Annotated in this window: 20 protein-coding genes; 5 read left to right on the top strand and 15 right to left on the bottom strand. The window is 57.5% G+C overall.

Translation table 11 applies throughout. From position 1 onward, the window contains the following. Window positions 1-21: 21 nt before the first annotated feature. The 9 genes from DX909_RS05040 to DX909_RS05000 form a co-directional block, all read right to left on the bottom strand. Complete coding sequence (locus DX909_RS05040) at window positions 22-2,160, bottom strand: ferredoxin-like domain-containing protein (RefSeq protein WP_128544014.1); 2,139 nt, start codon at window positions 2,158-2,160, stop codon at window positions 22-24. A gap of 175 nt (window positions 2,161-2,335) precedes the next feature. Then, on the bottom strand, window positions 2,336-3,589 hold the full coding sequence (locus DX909_RS05035; RefSeq protein WP_128544013.1) for a sulfate adenylyltransferase subunit 1: 1,254 nt from the start codon (window positions 3,587-3,589) through the stop codon (window positions 2,336-2,338). A 42-nt stretch (window positions 3,590-3,631) separates the two neighbouring features. Further along, entirely contained in the window at window positions 3,632-4,036 is a 405-nt protein-coding gene (locus DX909_RS05030; protein WP_128544012.1) for a HepT-like ribonuclease domain-containing protein, read from the bottom strand. After that, complete coding sequence (locus tag DX909_RS05025; RefSeq protein ID WP_128544011.1) at window positions 4,020-4,313, bottom strand: nucleotidyltransferase family protein; 294 nt, start codon at window positions 4,311-4,313, stop codon at window positions 4,020-4,022. Before DX909_RS05025 ends, DX909_RS05030 begins: the two co-directional genes overlap by 17 nt. A 9-nt stretch (window positions 4,314-4,322) precedes the next feature. Beyond that, window positions 4,323-5,234 (bottom strand): sulfate adenylyltransferase subunit CysD, encoded by a 912-nt coding sequence (gene cysD / locus DX909_RS05020; RefSeq protein ID WP_128544010.1) that lies wholly within the window; start codon window positions 5,232-5,234, stop codon window positions 4,323-4,325. 19 nt (window positions 5,235-5,253) lie between these two features. Beyond that, window positions 5,254-5,967 carry a phosphoadenylyl-sulfate reductase gene (locus DX909_RS05015; RefSeq protein ID WP_128544009.1) on the bottom strand — a complete coding sequence of 238 codons (714 nt, stop codon included), beginning with the start codon at window positions 5,965-5,967 and terminating at the stop codon, window positions 5,254-5,256. Window positions 5,968-5,971: 4 nt separating this feature from the next. After that, window positions 5,972-7,075, bottom strand: coding sequence for a Gfo/Idh/MocA family protein (locus tag DX909_RS05010; RefSeq protein WP_128544008.1), 1,104 nt, complete (start codon window positions 7,073-7,075; stop codon window positions 5,972-5,974). 1 nt (window position 7,076) lies between these two features. Continuing rightward, window positions 7,077-8,279 carry a trans-sulfuration enzyme family protein gene (locus DX909_RS05005; protein ID WP_128544007.1) on the bottom strand — a complete coding sequence of 401 codons (1,203 nt, stop codon included), beginning with the start codon at window positions 8,277-8,279 and terminating at the stop codon, window positions 7,077-7,079. Between the two features lie 76 nt (window positions 8,280-8,355). Continuing rightward, the gene (locus tag DX909_RS05000; RefSeq protein ID WP_128544006.1) at window positions 8,356-9,420 is read right to left on the bottom strand and encodes a sulfite exporter TauE/SafE family protein; all 1,065 of its coding nucleotides are present in this window, start codon (window positions 9,418-9,420) and stop codon (window positions 8,356-8,358) included. A 296-nt stretch (window positions 9,421-9,716) separates the two neighbouring features. Here DX909_RS05000 and DX909_RS04995 point away from each other — a divergent pair, with 296 nt between their 5' ends. Next, window positions 9,717-10,376, top strand: coding sequence for an NADPH-dependent F420 reductase (locus tag DX909_RS04995; RefSeq protein ID WP_128544005.1), 660 nt, complete (start codon window positions 9,717-9,719; stop codon window positions 10,374-10,376). Here the strand turns inward: DX909_RS04995 and DX909_RS04990 are convergent. Beyond that, complete coding sequence (locus DX909_RS04990; RefSeq protein ID WP_128544004.1) at window positions 10,363-11,592, bottom strand: S8 family serine peptidase; 1,230 nt, start codon at window positions 11,590-11,592, stop codon at window positions 10,363-10,365. The two genes, DX909_RS04995 and DX909_RS04990, sit on opposite strands and share 14 nt — an antisense overlap. A gap of 318 nt (window positions 11,593-11,910) precedes the next feature. Between DX909_RS04990 and DX909_RS04985 the strand changes: the two genes are divergently transcribed. Genes DX909_RS04985 through leuS form a run of 3 tightly spaced genes read left to right on the top strand, consistent with a single transcriptional unit; the run spans window position 11,911 to window position 17,393 of the window. Continuing rightward, a complete protein-coding gene (locus DX909_RS04985; protein WP_128544003.1) occupies window positions 11,911-12,987 on the top strand; it encodes a plastocyanin/azurin family copper-binding protein in 1,077 nt (358 codons plus the stop codon). Next, a complete protein-coding gene (locus DX909_RS04980) occupies window positions 12,984-14,522 on the top strand; it encodes a PQQ-dependent sugar dehydrogenase (RefSeq protein WP_229310956.1) in 1,539 nt (512 codons plus the stop codon). Before DX909_RS04985 ends, DX909_RS04980 begins: the two co-directional genes overlap by 4 nt. 42 nt (window positions 14,523-14,564) lie before the next feature. Continuing rightward, the gene (gene leuS, locus DX909_RS04975) at window positions 14,565-17,393 is read left to right on the top strand and encodes a leucine--tRNA ligase (protein ID WP_128544002.1); all 2,829 of its coding nucleotides are present in this window, start codon (window positions 14,565-14,567) and stop codon (window positions 17,391-17,393) included. 25 nt (window positions 17,394-17,418) lie between these two features. Here the strand turns inward: leuS and DX909_RS04970 are convergent, their stop codons facing one another. The 3 genes from DX909_RS04970 to DX909_RS04960 all read right to left on the bottom strand — a co-directional run bounded on the left by DX909_RS04970 (window position 17,419) and on the right by DX909_RS04960 (window position 20,863). After that, window positions 17,419-18,087: a DUF1345 domain-containing protein gene (locus DX909_RS04970; RefSeq protein ID WP_128544001.1), complete on the bottom strand. Its 669-nt coding sequence runs from the start codon at window positions 18,085-18,087 to the stop codon at window positions 17,419-17,421. A gap of 140 nt (window positions 18,088-18,227) precedes the next feature. Continuing rightward, window positions 18,228-19,823: a bifunctional GNAT family N-acetyltransferase/carbon-nitrogen hydrolase family protein gene (locus tag DX909_RS04965; RefSeq protein ID WP_128544000.1), complete on the bottom strand. Its 1,596-nt coding sequence runs from the start codon at window positions 19,821-19,823 to the stop codon at window positions 18,228-18,230. Between the two features lie 11 nt (window positions 19,824-19,834). Next, window positions 19,835-20,863, bottom strand: coding sequence for a threonine aldolase family protein (locus DX909_RS04960; RefSeq protein ID WP_128543999.1), 1,029 nt, complete (start codon window positions 20,861-20,863; stop codon window positions 19,835-19,837). A gap of 245 nt (window positions 20,864-21,108) precedes the next feature. On the opposite strand from DX909_RS04960, the gene DX909_RS04955 reads away from it, so the two are divergent. After that, complete coding sequence (locus tag DX909_RS04955) at window positions 21,109-21,984, top strand: sterol desaturase family protein (RefSeq protein ID WP_128543998.1); 876 nt, start codon at window positions 21,109-21,111, stop codon at window positions 21,982-21,984. A 10-nt stretch (window positions 21,985-21,994) separates the two neighbouring features. Here the strand turns inward: DX909_RS04955 and DX909_RS04950 are convergent, their stop codons facing one another. Together DX909_RS04950 and DX909_RS04945 are read right to left on the bottom strand one after the other, a co-directional pair. Beyond that, window positions 21,995-22,765 (bottom strand): NYN domain-containing protein, encoded by a 771-nt coding sequence (locus DX909_RS04950; protein ID WP_128543997.1) that lies wholly within the window; start codon window positions 22,763-22,765, stop codon window positions 21,995-21,997. Window positions 22,766-22,875: 110 nt separating this feature from the next. Beyond that, window positions 22,876-23,187, bottom strand: coding sequence for a GNAT family N-acetyltransferase (locus DX909_RS04945; RefSeq protein ID WP_128543996.1), 312 nt, complete (start codon window positions 23,185-23,187; stop codon window positions 22,876-22,878). Between the last annotated feature and the right edge of the window lie 2 nt (window positions 23,188-23,189).

Raw genomic sequence — 23,189 nt, 5'->3', positions numbered from 1 at the left:
TCTCCCCTTGCGGTTCGTCAATCAGCTGTCTTTGGCAGTCGTAAGCTCCTGAAGTTCAGGAAGTCCTTCCAGTTCAATCTGGCGTTCGCGGTAGGCCCGGATGCCGATCAGGAACCGGTCGGCCTTCTCCACGAAAACGCGGGCGAAATCTTCGGACGGTTCGTTCTTGCTGATGCTGAAAACCAGCGTTTTAAATTCACCTTCCCCGGTATGGAAGCCTTCCCCGATAAAGTTCTTATCGAAATCGTTGACGATCCCGTGCTGGGTATTGGTGGAGACTTCCTTCGTCATCAGAGCGGCTTTGGCCGAAGTGATGAAGACGTTGTAGGCGTGGTAGATGGCGTCGGCCCAGCGGCTTTCGGCCAGGGCTTCCTGTGCCCAGTTCAGTTTATCTTCGGCTTCGGTGAGCGTGGTGGCTACAAGATCGATCATCACCCCGGCGCACTCGCCGACTCCGATTTCGGTCACGAACTGCTCCGTATGGTCCCAGTCCGAATAATCTTCCTGCGACAGCGTTTTCAGGTCGGCCAGCGGTTTCAGCAGGGTATAGAAATAATTCTTGCCCTGGCGTGCGTAGTAATCGCTGTAATATTCGCCGTCGAACGCATTGGCGTCGAAATCGTTCAGCAGAACCCGGAGGGCTTCAGGACCGCGTTTGGTCGGGACTTTGATGACTTTGTCGCCGATCAGCCCTTCCCCTTTTCCGTTGAAGCCACCGCCGAGCAGCACCTGCAGGGCCGGTAAGACCAGCGCTCCGTTTTTCACCGAACTGCTGTGGAAGCCGATATTGGCGACCGAGTGCTGCCCGCAGCCGTTCATACAGCCGGAGATTTTGATTTTAATGTCGTTGTTGTAGATCAGTTCCGGAAAATCGGCCTTCATCATTTTTTCCAGCGCCCGGGTGATGCCGTAACTGCTCGAAATAGCGAGGTTACAGGTGTCCGTACCGGGGCAGGTCGTAATGTCGGCGGTCGAGTCGAAACCGGGGTCGGCCAGACCGAGGGCAGCCAGTTCCGCATGAATTGCCGGGAGGTCTTCCGGACGGACAAACCGCAGCAGGTAGCCCTGGTTGACGGTCACCCGAATGTCGTCGGCCGCATACTTTTTAATAACCTGGGCCAGTTGACGGGCCGTATCCGATTTCATATCCCCCAGCAGCACACGGAGCTGAACGGCATACCAGCCTTTCTGCTTCTGCTCGAACACGTTGGTTTTCAGCCAGGCCTGGTAGTCGGCCGCGTTGCTGAGCGTGAACGGATCGACACCGGATGTCTGCGAAAGATCGGCAGGAACGGCCGTAGTGATGTCCGGGACTTCGTACGTCTTGTTTTTCAGGGCCGGATATTCTTCCTGAACCCGTTTGACGAGTTCTTCCAGCCCGATGTCCTGAAGCAGAAATTTCATCCGGGCCTTGTGACGCCGGGTTCTTTCACCGTAGCGGTCGAAGACCCGAATGACGCCTTCGATCATCGGGATAATCTTTTCTTCTTCCAGAAACTCGTAAGCGGTTTCGGCCGCGTAGGGCTGCGCACCCAGGCCACCGCCCAGCATGACCTTGAAGCCGCGTTTCCCGTCCCGAATGCGCGGAACCAGCCCCACGTCGTGCATATAGCCGTAGGCATTGTCTCTTTCGCTGGACGAAAAGGAAATCTTGAACTTCCGGCCCATTTCCTGGCAGATCGGGTTCCGGAGAAAATATTCGTAAACCGCCTGTGCATAGGGAGTAATGTCGAACGGTTCTTCCGGGTCGATTCCGGCAAGGGCCGACCCCGTCACGTTCCGGACCGTGTTTCCGCAGGCTTCCCGGAGCGTAATTCCGACGTCTTCCAGTTCGGACCAGAGGGCAGGGGAGTCGCCCAGCTTGACGAAGTGCAGCTGAATGTCCTGCCGGGTCGTGGCGTGAAGGTTACCGGTGGCGTATTTGTCCGAAACATCGGCAATCCGAACCAGTTGGGCAGTGGTAATACGGCCGTGGGGCAGCTTGATCCGGATCATCTGAACTCCCGGCTGACGCTGGCCGTAAACACCCCGCGCCAGACGATACTTCCGGAAATGCTCGTCGGTCATCTCGCCGTTGGCGAAGTTGCCGATCTTGCTCTGAAGCTCAAGAATGTCCCGACGGGCGGCTTTACTGACGTTTTCGGTGAATTGCACAGACATAAGGCTTTCCTGTTAATGATTGAAGTCTATGGAATTAAAAGACTTTTCTTTAGAAGAAAACGCCGGAGTCTGCCCGGCGTTTCGGGGGTATGATTGACATACAAATGTAAACCCTAAACGGTTCCCTATGGTTAGGGGCGGGGTGTTACTTTTAATTATTCGTAATAACCTGAAGTTATTCGGCTTCCCCGCTGAACATCAGGGCGCCAACGGTTACGTTCGAGGTTTCGTCGATCAGAATAGCCCCTCCGTTGACCCGGTTCACCGCATAGGGATCGAAACTGACCGGCTGGGCGGATTTCAGCACCACTTTGGCGATATCGTTCAGCTTCAGACTTTCGACGCCTTCGGTTTCCTCATAGGTGTTGACGTTCAGCTGGTATACGATGTTACGAATCACGCAGCGGGTCCGGAACGTGCCGTGCTGGAGGGTGTATTTACTACCGATTTTGAGTTCTTTGGTATCCATCCAGCAGAGCATGGCCTCCACATTCTGGCTGACGATGGGCTGGTTTTCCCTTTTCACGATCAGATTGCCCCGGCTGACGTCCACATCGTCGGCCAGATGCAGCACGACCGACATGGGCGCAAAGGCTTCCTCAAACTGAAATTCGGCAATTTCGATGGCGTCGATCGTCGAAGTCTCACCCGAGGGCAGCACGGTCACGGCATCTCCCCGGCGGAAAATACCGCTCGTGATTTTTCCGGCGTACCCACGATAGTCGTGCAGGTCGGCGGTTTGGGGCCGGATGACGTACTGGACCGGAAAACGGGCGTCGGTGAGATTCTCGTCCTGATCCAGCTGCACGTTTTCGAGGTAGGTAAGCAGCGGGTCGCCCTCATACCACGGCATATTGGCCGACTTGTCCACCACATTGTCGCCGTTCAGGGCGCTCATCGGAATGTAGGTGACTTCTTTCACATTCAGCTTCCGGGCCAGTTCGTTGTACTGGATGCAGATATTCGAATAGACGTCTTCGGAATAACCCATCAGGTCCATCTTATTGATGGCGACCACCAGGTGCGGAATGCCGAGGAGAGAGGCAATCAGGGAGTGCCGGCGGGTCTGTTCGACCACCCCATGGCGGGCATCGACCAGAACGATGGCAAGCTGGCAATTGGAAGCGCCCGTCACCATGTTACGGGTATACTGGATATGGCCCGGGGCGTCGACGATGATGAATTTCCGTTTCGGTGTCTGAAAATAGCGGTACGCCACATCGATGGTGATTCCCTGCTCGCGTTCGGAGCGAAGGCCGTCGGTCAGCAGGGCCAGATCGATTTCACCGTCGTCCCGGCTTTTACTGGCCCGTTCGATGGCCTCCAGCTGGTCGGCCAGAATGGATTTGGAATCGTACAGCAGCCGTCCGATCAGCGTGCTCTTGCCGTCGTCCACACTGCCGGCCGTTATAAAACGTAAAAGATCCATTGTTAGATAATTCATTTAAAATCAATATGCTTGTAGAACTCGCTATTTTTCGACAGATCGAATTCCTTTTCTGAAAACTCTCCCCCGCTGCACCTCCGTCCGGATCAGGTGGGCCATTGACTGCCTCAGTTCATCCAGATGAAATCGAATCAGGTCGAATACGATCAATTTATCGATGCCGACATAATCATGAGCAATCAGGTTTCTGAAGCCCCGAATCTGGTTCCAGGGTATTTCACGGTATCTGCCTTTGGTGGCCTCACTGATCCGGTTAGACTGCTCACCGATGTGGATCAGCTGCAGAAGGCAGGCGTTGAATTCTTTTTGATCATTTGCCTGAAAAAACGAATAGGGGTCCTCAAAATCCTTTGCATAGAGACGAATCTTACCAATGGCTTCCAGGACTCTCAGGCAATAGACAAGATCGTTTTTACTGTCTTGTCGCATACCGGATATCTTTCAGGGCCCGATTCAGAATGATGGGTTCGGCAAATGGTTTCAGCATGATATCGACCTGAACTCCAAGGTCCTGCTGCAAATCATCCCGAAGCTGGATCAACTTTTTATAAGGTACGTCGTCTTCGATCAGCAGGTCGATGTCCCGAAAGGCTTCACCACGAGCAAAAGAACCAAAAACTCCGATTCGGGAAAGGCCAAAACGATCAAACACCTGCTTTTCACGCAGATAATCCTGAAAAGTTTGAAAGTTCCGGATGCTTTCCATCGGTAAAAATCAGAAATAACCGCCCTTTTTCCGGTCTTCCATGGCGGCTTCCGAGGTCTGGTCATCGATGCGGGTTTCGCCCCGTTCGCTGATGCGGGTGGCCTGAATCTCATCGATGACCGCATCGAGCGTTTCGGCGGTGGATTCGACGGCGGCCGTACAGGAAATATCCCCCACTGTCCGGAACCGCACTTTTCGCCTAACGATCTGGTCGTCCGGTTCGGGCTGGATGACGTTCCCGGCCGTGGCCAGATACCGACCGTCGCGCAGGATCAGCTCCCGGTCATGGGCGAAATAAATGCCGGGCAGGGCAATGTTTTCCCGCCGGATGTAATTCCATACGTCGAGTTCGGTCCAGTTCGAAATCGGGAACACCCGGACGTTCTCGCCCTTGTGAATCTTTCCGTTGTAGATGTTCCAGAGTTCGGGACGCTGGCGTTTGGGGTCCCACTGGCCGAATTCGTCCCGAAACGAGAAAATCCGCTCCTTGGCGCGGGCTTTTTCCTCATCCCGGCGGGCTCCGCCGATGCAGGCATCGAACTCGAATTCCTCGATGGTATCCAGCAGGGTATAAGTTTGCAGGGCGTTGCGGCTGGCATTTCGGCCGGTCGGTTCCTTCAGTTTCTTTTCACGGATGGTATCCTCGACGTACCGGACGATCAGCTTTTCGCCCAGACTTTCGGCCAGCCAGTCGCGGAAATCCAGGGCTTCCTGGAAATTATGACCGGTATCGATGTGGACCAGAGGAAAGGGGAATTTTCCGGGGCGGAAGGCTTTGCGGGCCAGATGGACGAGCGTAATCGAGTCTTTCCCGCCCGAAAACAGCAGGGCCGGCCGTTCGAATTGTCCGGCAACCTCCCGCATGATGTGAATCGCTTCGGATTCGAGTTGGTCGAGGTAATCTAACTTATACGTACTCATATCGGTAAGTCTCTAAGGATCAACGAGCGTGCAGACCGCATTCCTTTTTTGAATTGTCTTCCCACCACCAGCGGCCGGCCCGGAAATCTTCCCCTTCGCGGATGGCGCGCGTGCAGGGCTGGCAGCCGATGCTGACGAAGCCCCGGTCGTGCAGGGGGTTATACGGAACGTTGTTCCGGTGAACATATTCCTTCACTTCCTCGAAGGACCAGTTCATCAGGGGATGGAATTTGAACAGCTGATGGCTCTCATCCCACTCGACCTGCGTCATCGTCTGACGGTTCTGCGACTGTTCGGCCCTGATCCCGGTGATCCAGATCTTATTGCCGGCCAGCGCCCGGTTCAGCGGCTCCACTTTCCGGATGAAGCAGCATTCCTTGCGGTTTTCGACGGAGTCGTAAAAGCTGAACGGGCCTTTTTCGTTAAGCAGCTTTTCGAGGGCTTCCTGTTTAGGGTAGTAGGCTTCGATTTTGGTGTCGTAGCGGCTGTTGGTCTTTTGCCAGACCTGATAGGTCTCGCCGAACATCCGGCCCGTGTCGAGCGTAAAGACCCGGATCGGAATGTTGTTGGAAAAGATCATATCCGTAATGACCTGATCTTCATAACCGAGGCTGGTCGAGAACACGACCTGACCGGGAAACAATTCGGCCAGCGTCCGAAGGCTTTCCACCTCATTTTTGCCTGCCAGCAAACCGGAAAGACTTTCGAGTGTATAGGCAGATTCTGCGATCATATGCTTACTTCAGAGCGATGGGTCTGTTTTCCTTCGCCGACCGACGGGCGGCATCCAGAATTTCCATGACGATTAGATTCACTTGCAGGGATGACAAATCATCCGTCGATTTAGTTTCATTGCGCACCACCGAAGCCAGATAGGCAAACGGGTCGGGAGCAGGTGCCTCCGACTGAGCGGCTTCTGCGGTTTGTTCGGTTTTGTCGTCCTTCAGCCGGAGACGCATCCGTTTACCGTCCAACGTAAAGACGTAGCCGGTCTGGCCGTAAACCTCCATGTCTTTCCGGCTGAACGGCCAGTTCCAGGAGGCCTGAATCACGGCCTGCGCTTTCGGGTACGTCAGGATGATGGTGGCTTCATCGTCGACCTTCGGATAAATGTCCGGTTTGATCTGCTGGGTGACGGCCGTCACGGTCAGCGGTCGTTGGCCCTTCAGCAGCCAGGTCGCCAGATTGGCCCCGTAACAGCCGAAGTCGAACAGCGCACCGGCTCCGTTCAGAACCGGGTCGGTCAGCCATTCCAGAAATTCGTTATTGACCCCGATTTCTTTCGGTCCCTGGTGGCCGTCGTGGACCACGATCTTCCGGATGTCTCCGAGGGCTTTTTCCCCGTTGACGAGGGCATAGGCCCGGTGGTTGCTGCCGTACCAGGTGGTTTCGTAATTGGTCAGCAGATGAATGTTGTGCTTCCTGGCCAGGGTTTCCATCTGCCGGGCATGGTCGAGGCTGACCGCCAGCGGTTTCTCGACCATCACGTGAATGCCTTTCGGCGCACAGACCTGGACGGTTCTGAGGTGATCGATGATCCGGCCGAAGTCGGTGACGGCTTCGGGACGGGTCTTCTCGATCATCTCCTCCAGCGTCGGGTAGACGAGGCTCATCGGCAGGTTATGCTGCTTAAGGAAACGTTCGGCCAGCCCGCGGTTGGGTTCGGCAATGCCCACGATTTCAATATCACCCTGTTTGGCCCGGCCCAGAATCCAGTGGACGTGCGAGTGAACCAGTCCGGCCACGCCCACCCGAACGGGTTTCTTGACCGATTGCGCCCGGGCGGTGCCGGCGGCAAGCTGGGTCATGATCAACAGGGCGATGGAAACCAGGGTTTTCATATCAGTCTTCGGAAGTAATCGTCGATTTTACGACCTCGGCGGATTGGCTGACGGCCTGGTTGAAATCGGCGATCAGATCATCGACGTCTTCCAGTCCCACCGATACCCGGATCAGCCCTTCCGTAATGCCCAGAACCTTTTTCTCGTCCGGCTTCAGTTTGGAATGGGTTGTCGTGAACGGGTTGGTCACAATGGTTCGAGTGTCGCCGAGGTTGGACGACAGCGAAGCGATTTCCAGCGATTCGAACAGGGCTTTCACCCGCTCGAAACCGCCTTCCACCTCGAAGGTAATGACGGCACCGCCGGCCGACATCTGGCGCTGTGCCAGTTCGAACTGCGGGTGGGAGGGGAGGAACGGATATTTGACCGAGCTGACCTCCGGGTGCGCTTCCAGAGCCTGGGCAAGCTTTAGGGCGTTGGAACTATGCCGTTCCATCCGCAGCGAAAGCGTTTCGAGACTCTTCGACAGCGTCCAGGCGTTGAACGGCGACATCGACGGGCCGGTATGACGGGCGAAGAACCGGATCGGGGCAATCAGCTCCGATGATCCGACGATGACCCCGCCCAGTACTCGTCCCTGACCGTCCATGAACTTCGTGGCCGAATGCACGGAGAGGTCGGCGCCAAAGTCGATGGGCGTTTGCAGCACCGGGGTGGCGAAGCAATTGTCGACGTTCAGGATAAACCCGTGTTTCGCCTTCAGACGGGCCAGCATCTCCAGATCGACCATCTCCAGCCCGGGGTTGGAGGGCGTCTCCAGATAGACCATCCGGGTGTTGGGCCGGAGGGCGGCTTCCCACTCGGCCTCGGTGGCCGTGGCGTCCACGTAGGTATGCGTGATGCCCCATTTAGGCAGAATCTGAGAGATAATCTGGTGGGCGGAACCAAACAGAGCCCGGCAGGCTACAATGTGGTCACCGGCCTGGACCAGAGCCGCAATACTGGCAAAAACGGCAGCCATCCCCGTCGCGGTCGCAATGCCTTCCTCGGCATTTTCGAGCATACAGACCTTTTCGACGAATTCCGATACGTTGGGATTGGAAAACCGAGAGTAAATATTCCCTTCTTCCGATTCTTCGAACAGGGCCTTGCCCTGTTCGGCGCTTTCAAACGTAAAACTGGAAGTCAGGAACAACGGCGTCGAATGCTCGCGGTACTGCGACTTCCTGGTCTGAATCCGGATGGCTTTGGTTTGCTTTTTCATAGGATGTACTCATATCGGCAGCCGCCGGGCCACGACTTCCCAGCCCAGGCCCCGGCAACGGTTTCCCGACGGGTCACTAAAAAATAACCGTGATAATATTCCGCAAACTTACGATAATTACGACTACCCCGACCATGATCATCATCGCTTTTATCGGAAGCCGGGTCGACAGGATGGCGGCAATGGGCGCGGCAATCATACCGCCCAGAATCAGGCCGACCACCACCTGCCAGTGGGTAAAGCCGATGAGGGTCACGAAGGTAAGGGAACTGGAGAGGGATACGAAAAACTCGGCGAGGTTCACCGACCCGATGGTATACCGGGGGTGACGACCGCTGGCGATCAGGGTCGAGGAGACGATCGGTCCCCAGCCTCCACCGCCGATGGCGTCCATCGTTCCGCCGAACCAGGCCAGCAAACCGATCTTCCGGATCGGCTTTTTCTTGATCTTTTTGGTCAGCGCCTTCCGGATAATCAGGATGCCCAGAATGGCCGTGTACACGGCCACGATGGGCTTGATGTAGGCGGAATACTCTTCGAGGGAGACCAGCACGTAGGCCCCGAGGCAGGCCCCGATGACGCCCGGGATCAATACCACCTTGAACAGTTTGCTGTTGACATTGCCGAACCGGAGGTGCATATACCCGCTGACTCCGCTGGTAAAGATTTCGGAGGTGTGGACACTGGCACTGACCGCAGCCGGGCTGACGCCCACGGTCAGCAGCAGGGTGGTGGCCGTAACACCGTAGGCCATGCCGAGCGCCCCGTCGATCATCTGGGCAATGAAGCCCCCCAGGATGTAATACCAGATGTCGTTGTTCAGCTCCAGCGTCGACATCAGCAGCGTCAGCCGGTCGAGGGTCAGGTAACTGAACGTCAGGTGTCCGACCACCATCAGGGCCAGAGCCGCAAATACATACACTGCAATTTCCGTCCGCGTGCGACGGCGGAGCAGGAGATGACGGGGAGCGCCCAAAGGCGGTGCGAATACCTCGATCTCGGCCTGGGGGAAGCCCGCTTTCAGAACTTCGGCCTGCTCCGCAGCCGTCTCGCCCTGAACCGTGATTTTCAGGCCGTTCAGATTCAATCCGGCAGGAAAGGCCGAATCGGTCGGAGAGTCGGAGGCCGAAATGGATTGCATAACTAATTTAGTATATATACTTAGTAGGTAATTATCTTTACGAAAAACGGCACGTTCGCGGTGCCGTCGGGAAGCCATTCAAATCCGCAGCAAATTTGGACAATCTGTTGGACTAAAGCAAGAGTTTTCAGCCATTTATAAAATGAGTCGCTTCCTGCAGTATTACTTTTCCAATTGGGGCGGCTCCCTGCTTTACCCGGCCGAACCCGCTTCCGGCAGGCCCCGTGCGGCTTTTGGAATTAAAACCAAAGGTCTTTAGTTGATGGGGCATACATCCCCTAAACATCCGGAAAATTATGAAAATTGGTGTACTTGGTACCGGGGTGGTCGGAAACACCATCGGATCGGCCCTGATCAGGGCCGGACATGAGGTCAGAATGGGCAGCCGGTCGGCTACCAACGAAAAAGCCGCCCAATGGGTGGCACAGAACGGCAGCGCAGCCTCCCAGGGCAGTTTCGCCGATGCGGCCGCTTTCGGAGAAGTTATTTTCAACTGCACGAAGGGAGAAGGCAGTCTGGAAGCCCTCGGGCAGGCCGGTGAAAACAACCTGGCCGGAAAGGTCGTCGTGGACATCTCGAATCCGCTCGACTTCTCCAAAGGAATGCCCCCGTCCCTGTTCGTCGGCAACACCGATTCCCTGGCCGAACAGATTCAAAAGGCTTTTCCTCAGTCCAGAGTCGTGAAAACCCTGAACATCGTCACCACGGCCGTCATGGTCGACGCCGGATTGTCGGCTCCCGGCGAGAAGGGAACCATGTTCATCAGCGGCAACGAGGAAGAAGCCCGGCAGTTCGTCACGGAGCAATTTCTGAAACCCTGGGGCTGGGACGACGTGATCGATCTCGGCGACCTGACCGGCGCCCGGGCCATGGAGATGATCCTTCCCCTGTGGGTACGGGTGTACATGCAAACCCAGAACCCGATGTTCTCCTGGAAGATCGTCAGAGGAAAGTAAACGCAAAATGGCCGGGTTTCCGGCCATTTTGCTTATTGGCTGCTTCCCGCGCAATCGGGTCGGCCTGGCCGTCGGGGTCATTGTTGACGTAGCCGTCGGTCGGAATGCTCCGGCCCCGGATCAGCAGCAGGCCGGCCACGTGCGGAGTCGCCATCGAGGTTCCCGACAGGGTGGCATAGCCGCCGTCCTTGTAGGTCGAGGAGATCCGGACGCCATAGGCACACACGTCCACGTCCGGGCCGTAGTTGGAAAACGAAGCGAAGTTATCGTTCCGGTCCATGGCCGAAACCGTAAACACATTGGCATGGTCGATGTTGGCCGGAGAGTATTTCTCCGTCGATTCCCCCTCGTTGCCGGCGGCAATCGCAAAGTAGATGCCGCGGTCGGCGGTTTGCCGGATGACCCGTTCAAGCGTAGCCGAGGTGCCTTCGCCCCCGATGCTGATGTTGACCACGTCGCCGGCCTTTCCGTTCTGATACACATGCGTAACGGCCTGCACCAGCACCGAAAGCCGCCCTTCACCCTCATTGTCCAGCACCTTCAGCGCCACCAGCCGCGCACCCGAGGCCACCCCGGTAACGCCGATGCTGTTATTTTTGGCGCCGATGATCCCGGCAATGTGCGTGCCGTGGCCGTTCTCGTCTTCCGGGGTCTTTCCCGTCACGAACGACCGGCTGCGGCCAGTATCCACGTTGAGGTCGGGGTGATCCTGGTCGATGCCCGTGTCGAGAATCCAGGCGGTTTTCTGGAGGTTGATGTTCAGATCGCCCCGCCCGAATCCGGTCTGTCGGATGTTCCAGGTTACGGTGGTGGTAGCCTGCACGTCCACGCAGCTGCACATGGAAATGATCCGGTCCGGTTCAACCAGTTCGACGGCCGGATCGGCTTTCAGCTGTTCGGCTTCCCGGGCACTGAGGTGGGCCAGAAAGCTCGTTTCCTTTCCCGAAAAGAGAACCTGCGCGTTCGGGTCCGCAAGCCGGTTCCGGGTCAGCAGCATTTCGAACCCGGCGCCGACGCGGGCACCCGGGGCCACCGGCAGTTCTTCAGTTTTGTAGGTAACCAGGTAGGAGCCGGGAACCACCTGTCCGTTGGTGGATGCGGCCTTCACCAGACAGTCCGGTGCCGGTTCGACCGCGTCCTGATCGGACTGACAACCGATCAGGAAGGCAAGAAAGGCGGCATTCAGCGACAGTGCCGCAGCAGTTTTCAGGCGCATAAGGGTAGCAGTGGATGCCTGTAAACATCCGTCGATATGGGTTTGATTCAGTCAGTCAGAGATAAAAAGGGGGAAACCATCGCCGAACGGCGGTCCTGAATTACCAGGTTCCGGCTAAGCCGGACAGCGATCCGAACGTAATGGTAGGTCGATAGGGTACTGGATAATTATCGTTCTGGGAACTGTACATTCAACGTAAAGCGGTTCCCGAAATTGTATTCCCATTGATTGGAAACGGACATTTTTATAGGTTGCGGGTCTGTTTTGAAAACAGTAGACAAACCCGGAAGATTCCTTTTTCGCTTATAATTTGCCTGCATGAACAAACTTTTAATCCGTTGTACGCCTGCGGTTTTGGGTCTGCTTTCGTCGGTGGCCGCCCTCGCTCAGGACACTACGCTGACCATCCGGGCCATCGAAGGGCTCAAATTCGACGTTCCCCGCTTTGTCGTCCGGCCCGGCACCCGCGTCCATCTGACCGTCGACAACTATGACGACATGGCCCATAACTTCGTCCTGACGATGCCGGGCGCTCGCCTTCGGGTGGTCAACACCGCCCTGAACCTTAGCGATCAGGCGGTCAAACTGAATTATGTGCCCCGGACGCCGGATGTGGTGGCTCATACCGCCGTCGTCGAACCGGGAAAAGCCGAAAAGATCAGCTTCGTGGTGCAGCAGGAGGGCGTTTATCCGTATGTCTGCACGTATCCGGGCCACGGCTACGTCATGTACGGCGCCCTGTATGTTACCCGCCGGCCGGGATCGGTTCCCCCGCTGGAAAAAGACCCTAATATTGCCGCCAACCGCTCCGAAAACGGCGACGCCCACGCCGGTCACAACCAGCCCGCTCATCCGTATGAACCCACCTTTCCGACCCTGTACCGGACCTTTATGCCTGATTGCGGCCCGGCCGGCATTGCCGTCGGGCTTCCGGGCAACCAGTCGTATTGCTGGGATGCGGGCGCCTGCCGGCTGCGCTATGCGTGGTCGGGTGGCTTCGTGGACATGACCGACCAGTGGGACGGCAACGGACGCAAGCCGACCCACGTCATCGGCGACGTGTATTTCCGTGATAAAGCCGGTTTTCCGATCCGGTTCAGCAATACGATCGTCGAACCGCAGGTGAAATTCAAGGGATACCGACTCGTAAACCGATACCCGGAGTTCCGGTATATCGCCAACGGCATCGAAGTCCGGGAACTCATCAAACCGCTGGAAAAAGGCCGTGGGCTGGTGCGGCAGTTCAGCCTGGGGCCGGTGGCCGGTCCGGTCTATTTTGTCTGCAAACCCGGCGACGGGGTGAAATACCGGCCATCGGTCGGGAAGATCGAAGGCGGCCTGATGCGCCTGCCCACCGGAACGAAACAGTTTACCATCACCATGATCGCCGAATGAAAAAGCCGCCCACTGCCTCCCTCAGCACCCGGTTTGGGCGACTGCTCCCGCTGGTCGTAGCGGCTTTGTTTTCGCTGCCGTCAGCGGCTTCCAGGCACTTTCCCGCCGACACGATCACGGACTATTACGAAGTCGAGAACATTGCCCTGCCGAAAGGGCTGACCGCCGAAACCGGGGGCCTTGACGTGCTGCCGGACGGGCGGCTGGTGGCCTGTTTCCACCGGGGGGAGGTCATGATCTACGACCCGAAATCCAAAGCCTGGAAGCTGTTCGCGGAAGGCCTGCACGACCCGCTGGGTCTCCTGGCGATCAGCCCCCGCGAAATGCTGGTCATGCAGCGCCCGGAACTGACCCGGCTCCGGGATACCAACGGGGACGGGGTAGCGGATGACTACCAGACCGTTACCGACGACTTCGGCCTGTCCGGGAATTACCATGAGTTTGCGTTCGGGCCCATCCGCGATAAGCAGGGCAATATTTTCATCGCTTTGAATACCGCATCCAACGGGGCCGGTATTTTCCCGGAGGTTCGGGGCCGACTGGATACGCTGGGCCGTCCGGGCCGGATGTATTCCTGCGTACCGTACCGCGGCTGGATTATGAAACTGACCCCCGACGGCAAACTGCATCCTTTCGCCAGCGGGTTCCGCTCACCGAACAGCATCGGTTTCGATGCCGCCGGTAACCTGTATGCCGCCGACAATCAGGGCGACTGGCTCGGGACCAGCAAGTTGTATCACGTGCAGGAGGGGAAACACTACGGCCACCCGGCCAGCCTGGTCTGGAAGGAGGGATTTCCCGACATCAACCCGCTGACGCTTCCCGTCCGGGCACTGGACAGCCTGCGGACGGTGGAATCCATCGCCTTTCCCCACAGCCGTATCGCCAACTCGCCCACCCAGCCGGTGCTGGATGAGACCGGAGGGAAGTTCGGGCCGTTTGCCGGGAAAATGCTGATCGGCGAGATGGATCACCCTTACCTGATCCGGCTGATGCTCGAAACCGTCGACGGGCAGATGCAGGGGGCCTGCGCCCCTTTTCTGGCGGGAACCGCCCTGCGCCGGGGCAACAACCGTCTGGCCTTTGCGCCGGACGGCAGCCTGTACGTCGGTCAGACCGACCATGGTTGGGCGGGCGCCCGGGGCATTCAGCGCATCCGCTGGAAAGGGAAAGTCCCGATGGAGGTGGCCGATATGAAGCTGACCCCGACCGGTTTCGATCTGACCTTCACCCAGCCGCTCGACCCGGCCACGGCTTCCGAGGTGATCAATTTTCAGTTTAAGCGGTATTACTACGAATACCACCAGGCCTACGGCTCGAAGCAGTTCGATCTGAAGCCGGTACCGGTGACGGCCGTGCGGCTTTCGGCAGACGGAAAAACCGCCAGCCTTACCCTGGCGGAAATGAAACCGGGTTATATCTATGAACTGGAAATGGGGCCGATCCGCTCGGCGACCAACCAGAAACTCATGAACCGGCTGGTCTGCTACACCCTGAACCGCCTTAAAAAAGGCGACCGGCCCTCGAATCCGTGAGAAAATCCTATTTTTGCGGAAAATTAATTTAGCCGGCAGCTTATGTCTGAATACAACCATCGGGAGATTGAGAGAAAATGGCGGGACTACTGGGAAAATAACCAGACGTACCGAACCGAAAACATCGCCGGGAAACCAAAATATTACATCCTGGATATGTTTCCGTATCCGTCGGGAGCGGGCCTGCACGTCGGCCATCCTTTGGGTTACATCGCTTCGGACATCGTCACCCGCTACAAACGGCTGAAGGGTTTCAACGTGCTGCATCCGATGGGTTTCGACTCCTTCGGGCTGCCGGCCGAGCAGTATGCCATCCAGACCGGCGTCCATCCGGCCATCAATACCGAACAGAACATCACCCGGTACATCGAACAGCTGAAAAATATCGGGTTCAGTTATGACTGGAGCCGGGAAGTCCGCACGTCCGACCCGAAATTCTATAAATGGACCCAGTGGATTTTCATGGAGCTGTTCCGCAGCTGGTATAACCGCAAAACCGACCGCGCCGAACCCGTCGAAACGCTGCTGGCCCATTTTGAGCAGCACGGCACGGAAGGGCTGGAAGCCGTCTGCGATGAGGAAGCTCCGGCCTTTACCGCCGGCGAGTGGAAGGCCATGAGCGAGCGGGAACAATATGAAATCACCCTGAAATACCGCCTGACTTACCTTGCCGACGCCGTCGTCAACTGGTGCCCGGCGCTGGGGACGGTGCTGGCCAACGACGAGGTGAAGGATGGGGTTTCGGAGCGGGGCGGCTATCCCGTCGAACAGAAGCTGATGCGGCAGTGGATGATGCGCATCACCGCCTACGCCGACCGTCTGCTCCGGGGGCTGGAGGAGGTCGACTGGTCGGAGTCGCTGAAGGAACAGCAGCGGAACTGGATCGGCAAGTCGACCGGCGCGGAGGTGACCTTCCCGCTGGCGCAGGACCTGGAAGGCGGAGCGGGGAATCCCGGCATCAAAGTCTTTACGACCCGTCTGGATACGATCTACGGCGTCACCTTCATGGTACTGGCGCCGGAACACGAACTGGTGCCCTCCCTGACCACGCCCGAACAGAAAGCCGCCGTCGATTCCTACGTCTCGGCGGCCCGGATGCGTTCGGAGCGGGACCGGATGGCCGACGCCAAAACCGTTTCCGGAGTCTTTACGGGTAGCTACTGTCTCAACCCGTTCAACGGGCAGCCCGTGCCCATCTGGCTGGCCGATTACGTGCTGGCCGGCTACGGAACCGGTGCCGTTATGGCCGTTCCTTCAGGCGACCAGCGCGACTGGACGTTTGCCCGCCATTTCAACCTGCCCATTATCCCGATTCTGGATGCCCAGCAGGACATCGACCAGGGAGCCGACCCCACGAAGGAAGGCCGGTATGTCAACTCCGGCATCATCGACGGGCTGACCTTTTCGGAAGCCCTGCCGGTGCTGATCCGGTTTCTGGAAGAAAAAGGGCTGGGAAAGGCCAAAATCAACTACCGGATGCGCGACGCCGTTTTCAGCCGCCAGCGGTATTGGGGCGAACCCGTGCCGGTATATTTTCGGGATGGTCTGCCGTACCTGATCGACGAGGCCGACCTGCCGCTGGAACTGCCCGGAGTCGATAAATACCTGCCGACCGAAACCGGTGAACCCCCGCTGGGCCGCGCCGAGGGCTGGAAATACAAGGGGCAGTATGAATATGAACTGAGTACGATGCCCGGCTGGGCCGGTTCGAGCTGGTACTGGTACCGCTACATGGACCCGCACAACGAGCGTGAATTTGCCGACAAAACCGCCATCGACTACTGGCGGAACGTGGACCTTTACATCGGCGGCTCCGAACACGCGACGGGCCACCTGCTCTACAGCCGGTTCTGGAACAAGTTTCTGAAAGACCGGGGCTACGTGCCGGAGGAGGAGCCGTTTAAAAAGCTGGTCAACCAGGGCATGATTCAGGGGCGCTCCAATTTCGTCTACCGGGTAAAGGATTCGGTGGGAGAGGGGAAAACGCCCGTGTTCGTGTCTGCCGGCCTGCGGAACCAGTATGAGGTGACGGCGTTGCACGTAGACGTCAACATTGTGGAGAACGACGTGCTGGATATCGAAGCGTTCCGGCAGGCCCGCCCGGATCTGGCGGAGGGCGCGGAATTCATTCTGGAAGACGGCAAATACGTCTGCGGGACGGAAATCGAAAAGATGTCGAAGTCGAAGTTCAACGTCGTCAACCCGGATACGATCGTGGATCGCTACGGGGCCGATACGCTCCGGCTGTACGAGATGTTCCTCGGCCCGCTGACCGACGCCAAACCCTGGAACACCAACGGCATCGACGGGGTGTACCGCTTCCTGAAAAAGTTCTGGCGGCTTTTCTACGACGAGGGCACCGACATCCGGGCGGGCAAGTGGCTGGTGACCGACGGCGATCCGACCCCTGCCGAACTGAAGTCGCTGCACAAGGTGATTAAAAAGGTGGCCGAAGACATCGAGAACCTGTCTTTCAATACGTCGGTGAGTGCCTTCATGGTCTGCGTCAACGAACTGACGGCCCTGAAATGCAATAAAAAGGCTATTCTTCAGGATCTGGTCGTTGTTCTGGCGCCGTTTGCGCCCCACATCACCGAAGAACTCTGGGCCGCACTGGGTAATGAACCCGGCACGCTGAGCAAAACCGCCTTCCCGGCCTTCAACCCGGCTTATCTGGTCGAAGCCGCCGTCGAATACCCGGTGCAGATCAACGGCAAGGTCCGGACCACGCTCTCGTTCCCGCTCGACACGGCGGCTTCCGACATCGAGAAGGAGGTGCTGGCCAATGAGACGGTGCAGAAATGGCTGGAAGGCAAACCCCCCAAGAAGGTGATCGTGGTGCCGAAAAAGATCGTGAACGTGGTGGTTTAAGGCGACAAGCGTCGTCGGCACCTGCTTACGGTTTCAGCAGCCCGGACAGCAGGTTGATCGTCAGCCCGACGATGACCGCGTTGAACAGGAAGGAGATGAGGCCGTGAAACAGGGCGTGCCGACGGATGGTTTTCGAGGAGATACCCACGTCCGAAACCTGACTGGTCATGCCGATTACGAAGGAGAAATAGGCGAAATCCAGAAAGTCCGGATTGTCGTCGTTTGGAAAATTCAGTCCCCCACCCGGCAGGTTGGGGGCTTTTTCATTCCAGAGGTGGGCATACCGGAGCGTGAAGATGGTATGCACCAGCGCCCAGGAGGTCAGCACCGAGCAAACCGACAGGTAGATGTGCCGGTCGACCTCCGCCCGGTCCATGCCCTGGGTGGTTTCCAGCATCCCGATTACGGCGAACAGGCTCGCCAGGGCAGCCACTACCACCAGAACAAACAGGGCCGTTCGGCTGGCGTCCTGAAGCCGGTAAAACTGCGCGACCTTACGCGGGTGCGCGAGCAGGATGGTGACCCAGCTCAGCAGGAGCAACGTCAGACCGAAGACCAGCCAGATAAGGATGATTCGGGTCGTCAGCCTGTCTTGCGACTGCGTCAAAACACCGGTTAGCAGGGCGGTCCCCGATGCGGCCATCAGGCGGTGGTGCGCGTCGAGTTTACTCAGGCGGTGCAGCCAGTACATCATGAAAAAGGATCGTTGCAATGTATTCGAATCAGACGGAAAGCCTCGAAAAGCCCGGGACGGTTTCGTAAAAGCGGCCGGTCCGACTCAGAACGGCCATAAAAAAACGCCCGGCAAGCTTCTTGCCGGGCGTTTAAAGCCTTTTATTCGACGATCAGGATGGAAGGCTTCACCTTCATTTCCTCGGCGCTCGACTGATCTTTCTTCTTTTCCGGCCGGGTCCGCGCCGACCGTTTTACGGTCACGTCGTAGAGGTCCGTCCGCCGGTCTTTCATCACCTGCACCGAGCCGAATTCGTGAAGTTCCTTCAGTTGGGACAGGTCCACGTCGGCAATCAGTACCATCTCGGTGTTGGGCGTAGCCTCCGCCTTGATGCCGTTGGTCGGAAACTGGAAGTCCGAGGGGGTAAACACCGCCGACTGCGCGTAATTGATGTCCATGTTATGCACTTTGGGCAGGTTGCCCACACAGCCCGAAATCACCACGTAACACTCGTTCTCGATGGCCCGGGCCTGCGCGCAGCTCCGCACGCGGGTATAGCCGTTCTGGGTATCGGTCAGGAACGGCACGAACAGAATCTGCATGCCCTGGCTTGCCAGAATCCGGCTCAACTCGGGAAACTCGACGTCGTAACAGATCAGGATTCCGATTTTGCCGCAGTCGGTATCCAGCACCCGGATTTCGTTGCCGCCCACCATCCCGTAGTGTTTCACCTCGTTGGGCGTGATATGAATTTTCCGGTATTCTTCAAACGAACCGTCCCGGCGGTACAGATAAGCCACATTATACAGCTTGCCTTCCTCCACCAGCGGCATGCTGCCCCCGACGATGTTGACGTTATAGGAAATGGCAAACTGGGACAGTCGCTGCCGAACCTCGGCCGTATGATCGGCCAGCTTCCGGATCGCGAGCGGCTCGGGAAGTTCGTTATACTCGGCCATCAGGGGCGTGTTGAAAAATTCCGGCAGCACGAGAAAGTCGGCCTTGTAATCGCTGACGGCGTCCACGAAAAACTCCACCTGGTCGAGCAGGGCCTGCAGGTTGCGGAACGGCCGCATCTGCCACTGAACCACCCCGAGCCGAATAATGGCATCCGTATGCGGTTTTTTGTCCTTTTCGTCGGCGTAATAGATGTTGTTCCACTCCAGCAGGCTCGCAAACTCCAGCGATTCGCTGTCGCCGGGCAGGTAGCCGCGCAGGATTTTCTTGACGTGGAAGTCGTTCGAAAGCTGAAAGGTCAGCGTCGGGTCGTAGATCTCCTTCTGCTTCACTTTGGCGATGTAGTCGCGGGGCGATAATTCTCCCGCATATTTTCCGTAGTTCGGAATCCGTCCGCCGGCCATGATCCCCTTCAGGTTCAGGGCCTCGCAGAGTTCCTTGCGGGCATCGTACAGCCGGCGGCCCAGGCGAAGGTCGCGGTATTCCGGGTGCACGAACACCTCGATTCCGTAGAGCCAGTCGCCCTTGGGGTTGTGGGTGCTGAAGGTGTAATTCCCGGTAATCTCCCGGTAGGTATGATTGTCGCCGAAATCACTGTACTTCACCCGGATCGCCAGAGCGCAGGCGACGACCTTGCCGTCGACCTCCACGCAGAACTGCCCTTCCGGGAAAATCCGGAGCAGTTTGTCGATCAGGTTTTTTTCCCAGTAATCCCCTCCGATGGCACTGTACACTTCGATCATGGCTTCCCGCAGGTCGCCGTAATCCGATCGTTGTAATGTTCTGGTCTGAATATGCATAATACTGAATCTCAATTCCTTTGAACCCGCTCGGACAACAATTCGCTCAGCCGCTCCAGGTGCTCATCCGTAAAATCGAGATGAGTGACGAAACGGACGAGATGTTTTCCGAAAGGAACGGCGAGTATGCCGTTGGCGGCTAATTCTTCAACGTAATCAGCGGCCAAGATGTTCGGCTCAAGCCTGAAAATGACGATGTTGGTATCGATCGGGTAAATCTCCGCTACCTCCGGCAGCTCCTCCAGCAGTTGACCGATCTTGCGGGCGCGGGCGTGGTCGAGCTTCAGGCGGTTGATGTGGTGATCGAGGGCGTAGATGCCCGCAGCGGCCAGGTAACCGGCCTGCCGCCAGCCCCCGCCCATGAGCTTCCGGAACCGGCGGGCCTGGTGAATGAACTCCGCGCTGCCGATCAGCAGCGATCCGACCGGGCAGCCCAGCCCTTTGGAAAGGCAGAGGCTGATCGAGTCGAACAGCTGCCCGTAGGCTTCCGGGCTTTCGCCGGTTTCGATCAGAGCGTTGAACAGGCGGGCCCCGTCGAGGTGCAGCCGCAGCCCGTGCTGGTCGCATACTTTCCGGACGGCGTTGATTTCCGGCACGGTATAATAACAGCCTCCCCCTTTGTTGACGGTATTTTCGAGGCAGACCAGCCGGCTTTGGGGTTTGTGAATGTCGTCGGGCTGAATCAGTTCACGCACGAGGTCGGGCGTCAGCTTGCCCCGCACGCCCTGCGCCAGACTCACCGAGGCCAGCGCGTTGACCGCAATGCCCCCGCCTTCATACAGATACACGTGGGATAGCTGGTCGCAGATCACATCGTCGCCCGGTCGGCAGTGGACCCGGACGGCAATCTGGTTGGTCATCGTCCCGGACGTACAGAACAGGGCCGCTTCCATCCCGAACAGGCGGGCGGCTTTGGTTTCCAGCGCCTGCACGGTCGGGTCGTCGCCCAGCACGTCGTCGCCCACCTCCGCCTGAAACATGGCTTCCAGCATTCCCGGAACGGGCCGGGTTACCGTATCACTTCTTAAATCGATCTTCATTCCAGCTTCAAAATTTATACAAAGATCGTTACGGAACACCTACCAAAAAATCCGGATGGCCGGATTGCGTGTAGATATTCCGGATTTTCTGCCGTAGACGTTTCTCCTGATTCTTTCCGTCCGGACGGCGGTCCGCTTTTGGAGGGAAAAACCGGTTGCACGTCGTGTGGTATACCCGGTTTTTTCATAGTTTTGTTATGAAAAACATCCTACTTTTTAGTGTTTTTTGAAAATTTTCACCTGCAATGCCCGACCTGATCCATTACGCCATTCCCGCATTCGTCATCCTGGTTCTGGCGGAGGTGATCGTTACGGCCGTTCAGCAGAAGGACTATTACGAAAAACGGGACACGTTCAGCAGCCTCGCGATGGGCATCGGCAACGCGCTGATCGGGCTGGTCGGGAAGGGGCTGATGCTCTGGGTCTACGACCTGATCTATGAATACCGGCTGTTTACCGTCGACCCGACGGCGTGGTGGGGCTGGGTTCTGCTCTTTTTCGCCGACGACTTCAGTTATTACTGGTTTCACCGCATCAGCCACGGCAGCCGGTATTTCTGGGCGTCCCACGTGGTTCACCACTCCTCCCGGAAGTATAATCTGGGTACGGCCCTCCGGCAGACCTGGACCGGTACGATCAGCGGGGCTTTCCTGTTCTGGGCCTGGATGCCGCTGGTGGGTTTCCACCCGGTGGCGGTCCTGACCATGCAGTCGATCAGCCTGCTGTATCAGTTCTGGATTCATACCGAGCACATCCGGCGCTTCCCGGCCTTCATCGAAGCGGTGTTCAATACGCCTTCCCACCACCGGGTTCACCATGCCTCCAATCTGCAATACCTGGATAAGAATCATGCCGGTATCCTGATCATCTGGGACCGTCTGTTCGGAACGTTCCAGGCCGAGGAGGAGCGGCCCGAATACGGCCTGACCAAAAATATCGAAACCTACAATCCCGTCCGGATCGCCTTCCACGAATGGGCCGATCTCTGGCGGGATGCCTGGAAGGCCGGCAGCCTCCGAAACGGCATTATGTACGTGTTCGGGCCGCCGGGCTGGAGTCACGACGGAACCCGGAAAACCACCCGGGATCTCCGCGAGGAAGAAAAAACGCCGATTGCCTGAAAATCGGGTATCAGTTTTTGTTCCGGACGTAGACGTGCAGGTTGTTGCCTTTTCCCGAACTCCGCTCATCGATTTCAAACCGGGCCATGCTCTTGATCAGCGGAAGCAGCTTTTTAAACCCGTAATTTCTGGGATCGAAATCGGGCTGTTTCTTCAGCAGCAGGTTGCCGAGTTCGCCCAGAAAGGTCCAGCCGTCTTCGTCGGCCAGGTCGTTGATGCTGTCGATGAGCAGGCGGGTCAGGGCCCGGTCCACTTTCCCGATGGTGGACTTTGAGGCCGGGGCCTTGGGAGCGGGTTCAGTTTTGGGGGAGGTTACGTCCGACTTGGCGGGCTCTTCGGCCGCCTTCAGGATTTCGAGGTAAATGAATTTGTCGCAGGCGGAAATAAATGCCGTGGGCGTCTTTTTTTCGCCGATCCCGAATACCTTCATGCCGGCTTCCCGCAGCCGGGTCGCCAGTCGGGTGAAGTCGCTGTCGCTCGAAACGATGCAGAAGCCGTCGACCCGGCCGGTATACAGAATGTCCATCGCATCGATGATCATGGCCGAATCGCTGGCATTTTTCCCGGAGGTATAACTGTATTGCTGAATGGGCGTGATGGCGTGTTCCAGCAGGACGGATTTCCAGCCGGAAACCTTCTGGCTGGTCCAGTCCGAATAGATTCGTTTGAAGGTCGGCGTTCCGTACTTGGCAATTTCTTCCAGCATCTCCTTGATGTTGGCATAGGGAACATTTTCGGCGTCGATCAGGACGGCCAGCCGCAGGTCTTTGATTCGATCCATGGAGGTGACGAAAAACGTACGGCCGTAAACCTAAACAAATCAGGAACCGGACCGGACGCATCGGCCCGAATTTTTTCGACAAACCGGCGTCGGTCAGGTTGCTCCGGCCCTTACGGACGGGCCTGATAACCGGGTGCCACGAGCCGGTTGTATTCGGGATGCCGTTTCAGATAGACGGCTACAAAGGGGCAGAGCGGAACCATCTTGAGATTGTTCTCCTCCAGGTAATTGAAAACGCCTTTCACCAGCTGCGTACCGACCCCCTGCCCCTCCAGACTCGGCGGCACTTCCGTATGGGTCAGCAGCAGAACATTTTCTGCCCGGGGGACGAACACCATGAAGGCGGTTTTTCCGTCGATTTTCAGCTCAAAACGGCTTTCTTCGGAATTGATGGTCACGGAAGTTTCACTGGCGGTTTTCATGA

Source organism: Larkinella soli, assembly GCF_003703975.1.
Classification (GTDB): Bacteria; Bacteroidota; Bacteroidia; order Cytophagales; family Spirosomataceae; genus Larkinella; species Larkinella soli.
The sequence above is the reverse complement of the archived record's forward strand: the minus strand, read 5'-3'. Positions and strand labels throughout refer to the sequence as shown.

Bases quoted from the DNA above. Each gene is read 5' to 3' on its own strand.
- DX909_RS05000 (WP_128544006.1), bottom strand. From the start codon at position 9,420: ATGCAATCCATTTCGGCCTCCGACTCTCCGACCGATTCGGCCTTTCCT.
- DX909_RS04960 (WP_128543999.1), bottom strand. From the start codon at position 20,863: ATGAAGATCGATTTAAGAAGTGATACGGTAACCCGGCCCGTTCCGGGA.
- DX909_RS05025 (WP_128544011.1), bottom strand. From the start codon at position 4,313: ATGGAAAGCATCCGGAACTTTCAAACTTTTCAGGATTATCTGCGTGAA.
- DX909_RS05035 (WP_128544013.1), bottom strand. From the start codon at position 3,589: ATGGATCTTTTACGTTTTATAACGGCCGGCAGTGTGGACGACGGCAAG.
- DX909_RS04995 (WP_128544005.1), top strand. From the start codon at position 9,717: ATGAAAATTGGTGTACTTGGTACCGGGGTGGTCGGAAACACCATCGGA.
- DX909_RS05015 (WP_128544009.1), bottom strand. From the start codon at position 5,967: ATGATCGCAGAATCTGCCTATACACTCGAAAGTCTTTCCGGTTTGCTG.
- DX909_RS04950 (WP_128543997.1), bottom strand. From the start codon at position 22,765: ATGGATCGAATCAAAGACCTGCGGCTGGCCGTCCTGATCGACGCCGAA.
- DX909_RS04980 (WP_229310956.1), top strand. From the start codon at position 12,984: ATGAAAAAGCCGCCCACTGCCTCCCTCAGCACCCGGTTTGGGCGACTG.
- DX909_RS04985 (WP_128544003.1), top strand. From the start codon at position 11,911: ATGAACAAACTTTTAATCCGTTGTACGCCTGCGGTTTTGGGTCTGCTT.
- DX909_RS04965 (WP_128544000.1), bottom strand. From the start codon at position 19,823: ATGCATATTCAGACCAGAACATTACAACGATCGGATTACGGCGACCTG.
- leuS (WP_128544002.1), top strand. From the start codon at position 14,565: ATGTCTGAATACAACCATCGGGAGATTGAGAGAAAATGGCGGGACTAC.
- DX909_RS04990 (WP_128544004.1), bottom strand. From the start codon at position 11,592: ATGCGCCTGAAAACTGCTGCGGCACTGTCGCTGAATGCCGCCTTTCTT.
- DX909_RS04970 (WP_128544001.1), bottom strand. From the start codon at position 18,087: ATGATGTACTGGCTGCACCGCCTGAGTAAACTCGACGCGCACCACCGC.
- DX909_RS04955 (WP_128543998.1), top strand. From the start codon at position 21,109: ATGCCCGACCTGATCCATTACGCCATTCCCGCATTCGTCATCCTGGTT.
- DX909_RS05040 (WP_128544014.1), bottom strand. From the start codon at position 2,160: ATGTCTGTGCAATTCACCGAAAACGTCAGTAAAGCCGCCCGTCGGGAC.
- DX909_RS05030 (WP_128544012.1), bottom strand. From the start codon at position 4,036: ATGCGACAAGACAGTAAAAACGATCTTGTCTATTGCCTGAGAGTCCTG.
- DX909_RS05005 (WP_128544007.1), bottom strand. From the start codon at position 8,279: ATGAAAAAGCAAACCAAAGCCATCCGGATTCAGACCAGGAAGTCGCAG.
- DX909_RS04945 (WP_128543996.1), bottom strand. From the start codon at position 23,187: ATGAAAACCGCCAGTGAAACTTCCGTGACCATCAATTCCGAAGAAAGC.
- cysD (WP_128544010.1), bottom strand. From the start codon at position 5,234: ATGAGTACGTATAAGTTAGATTACCTCGACCAACTCGAATCCGAAGCG.
- DX909_RS05010 (WP_128544008.1), bottom strand. From the start codon at position 7,075: ATGAAAACCCTGGTTTCCATCGCCCTGTTGATCATGACCCAGCTTGCC.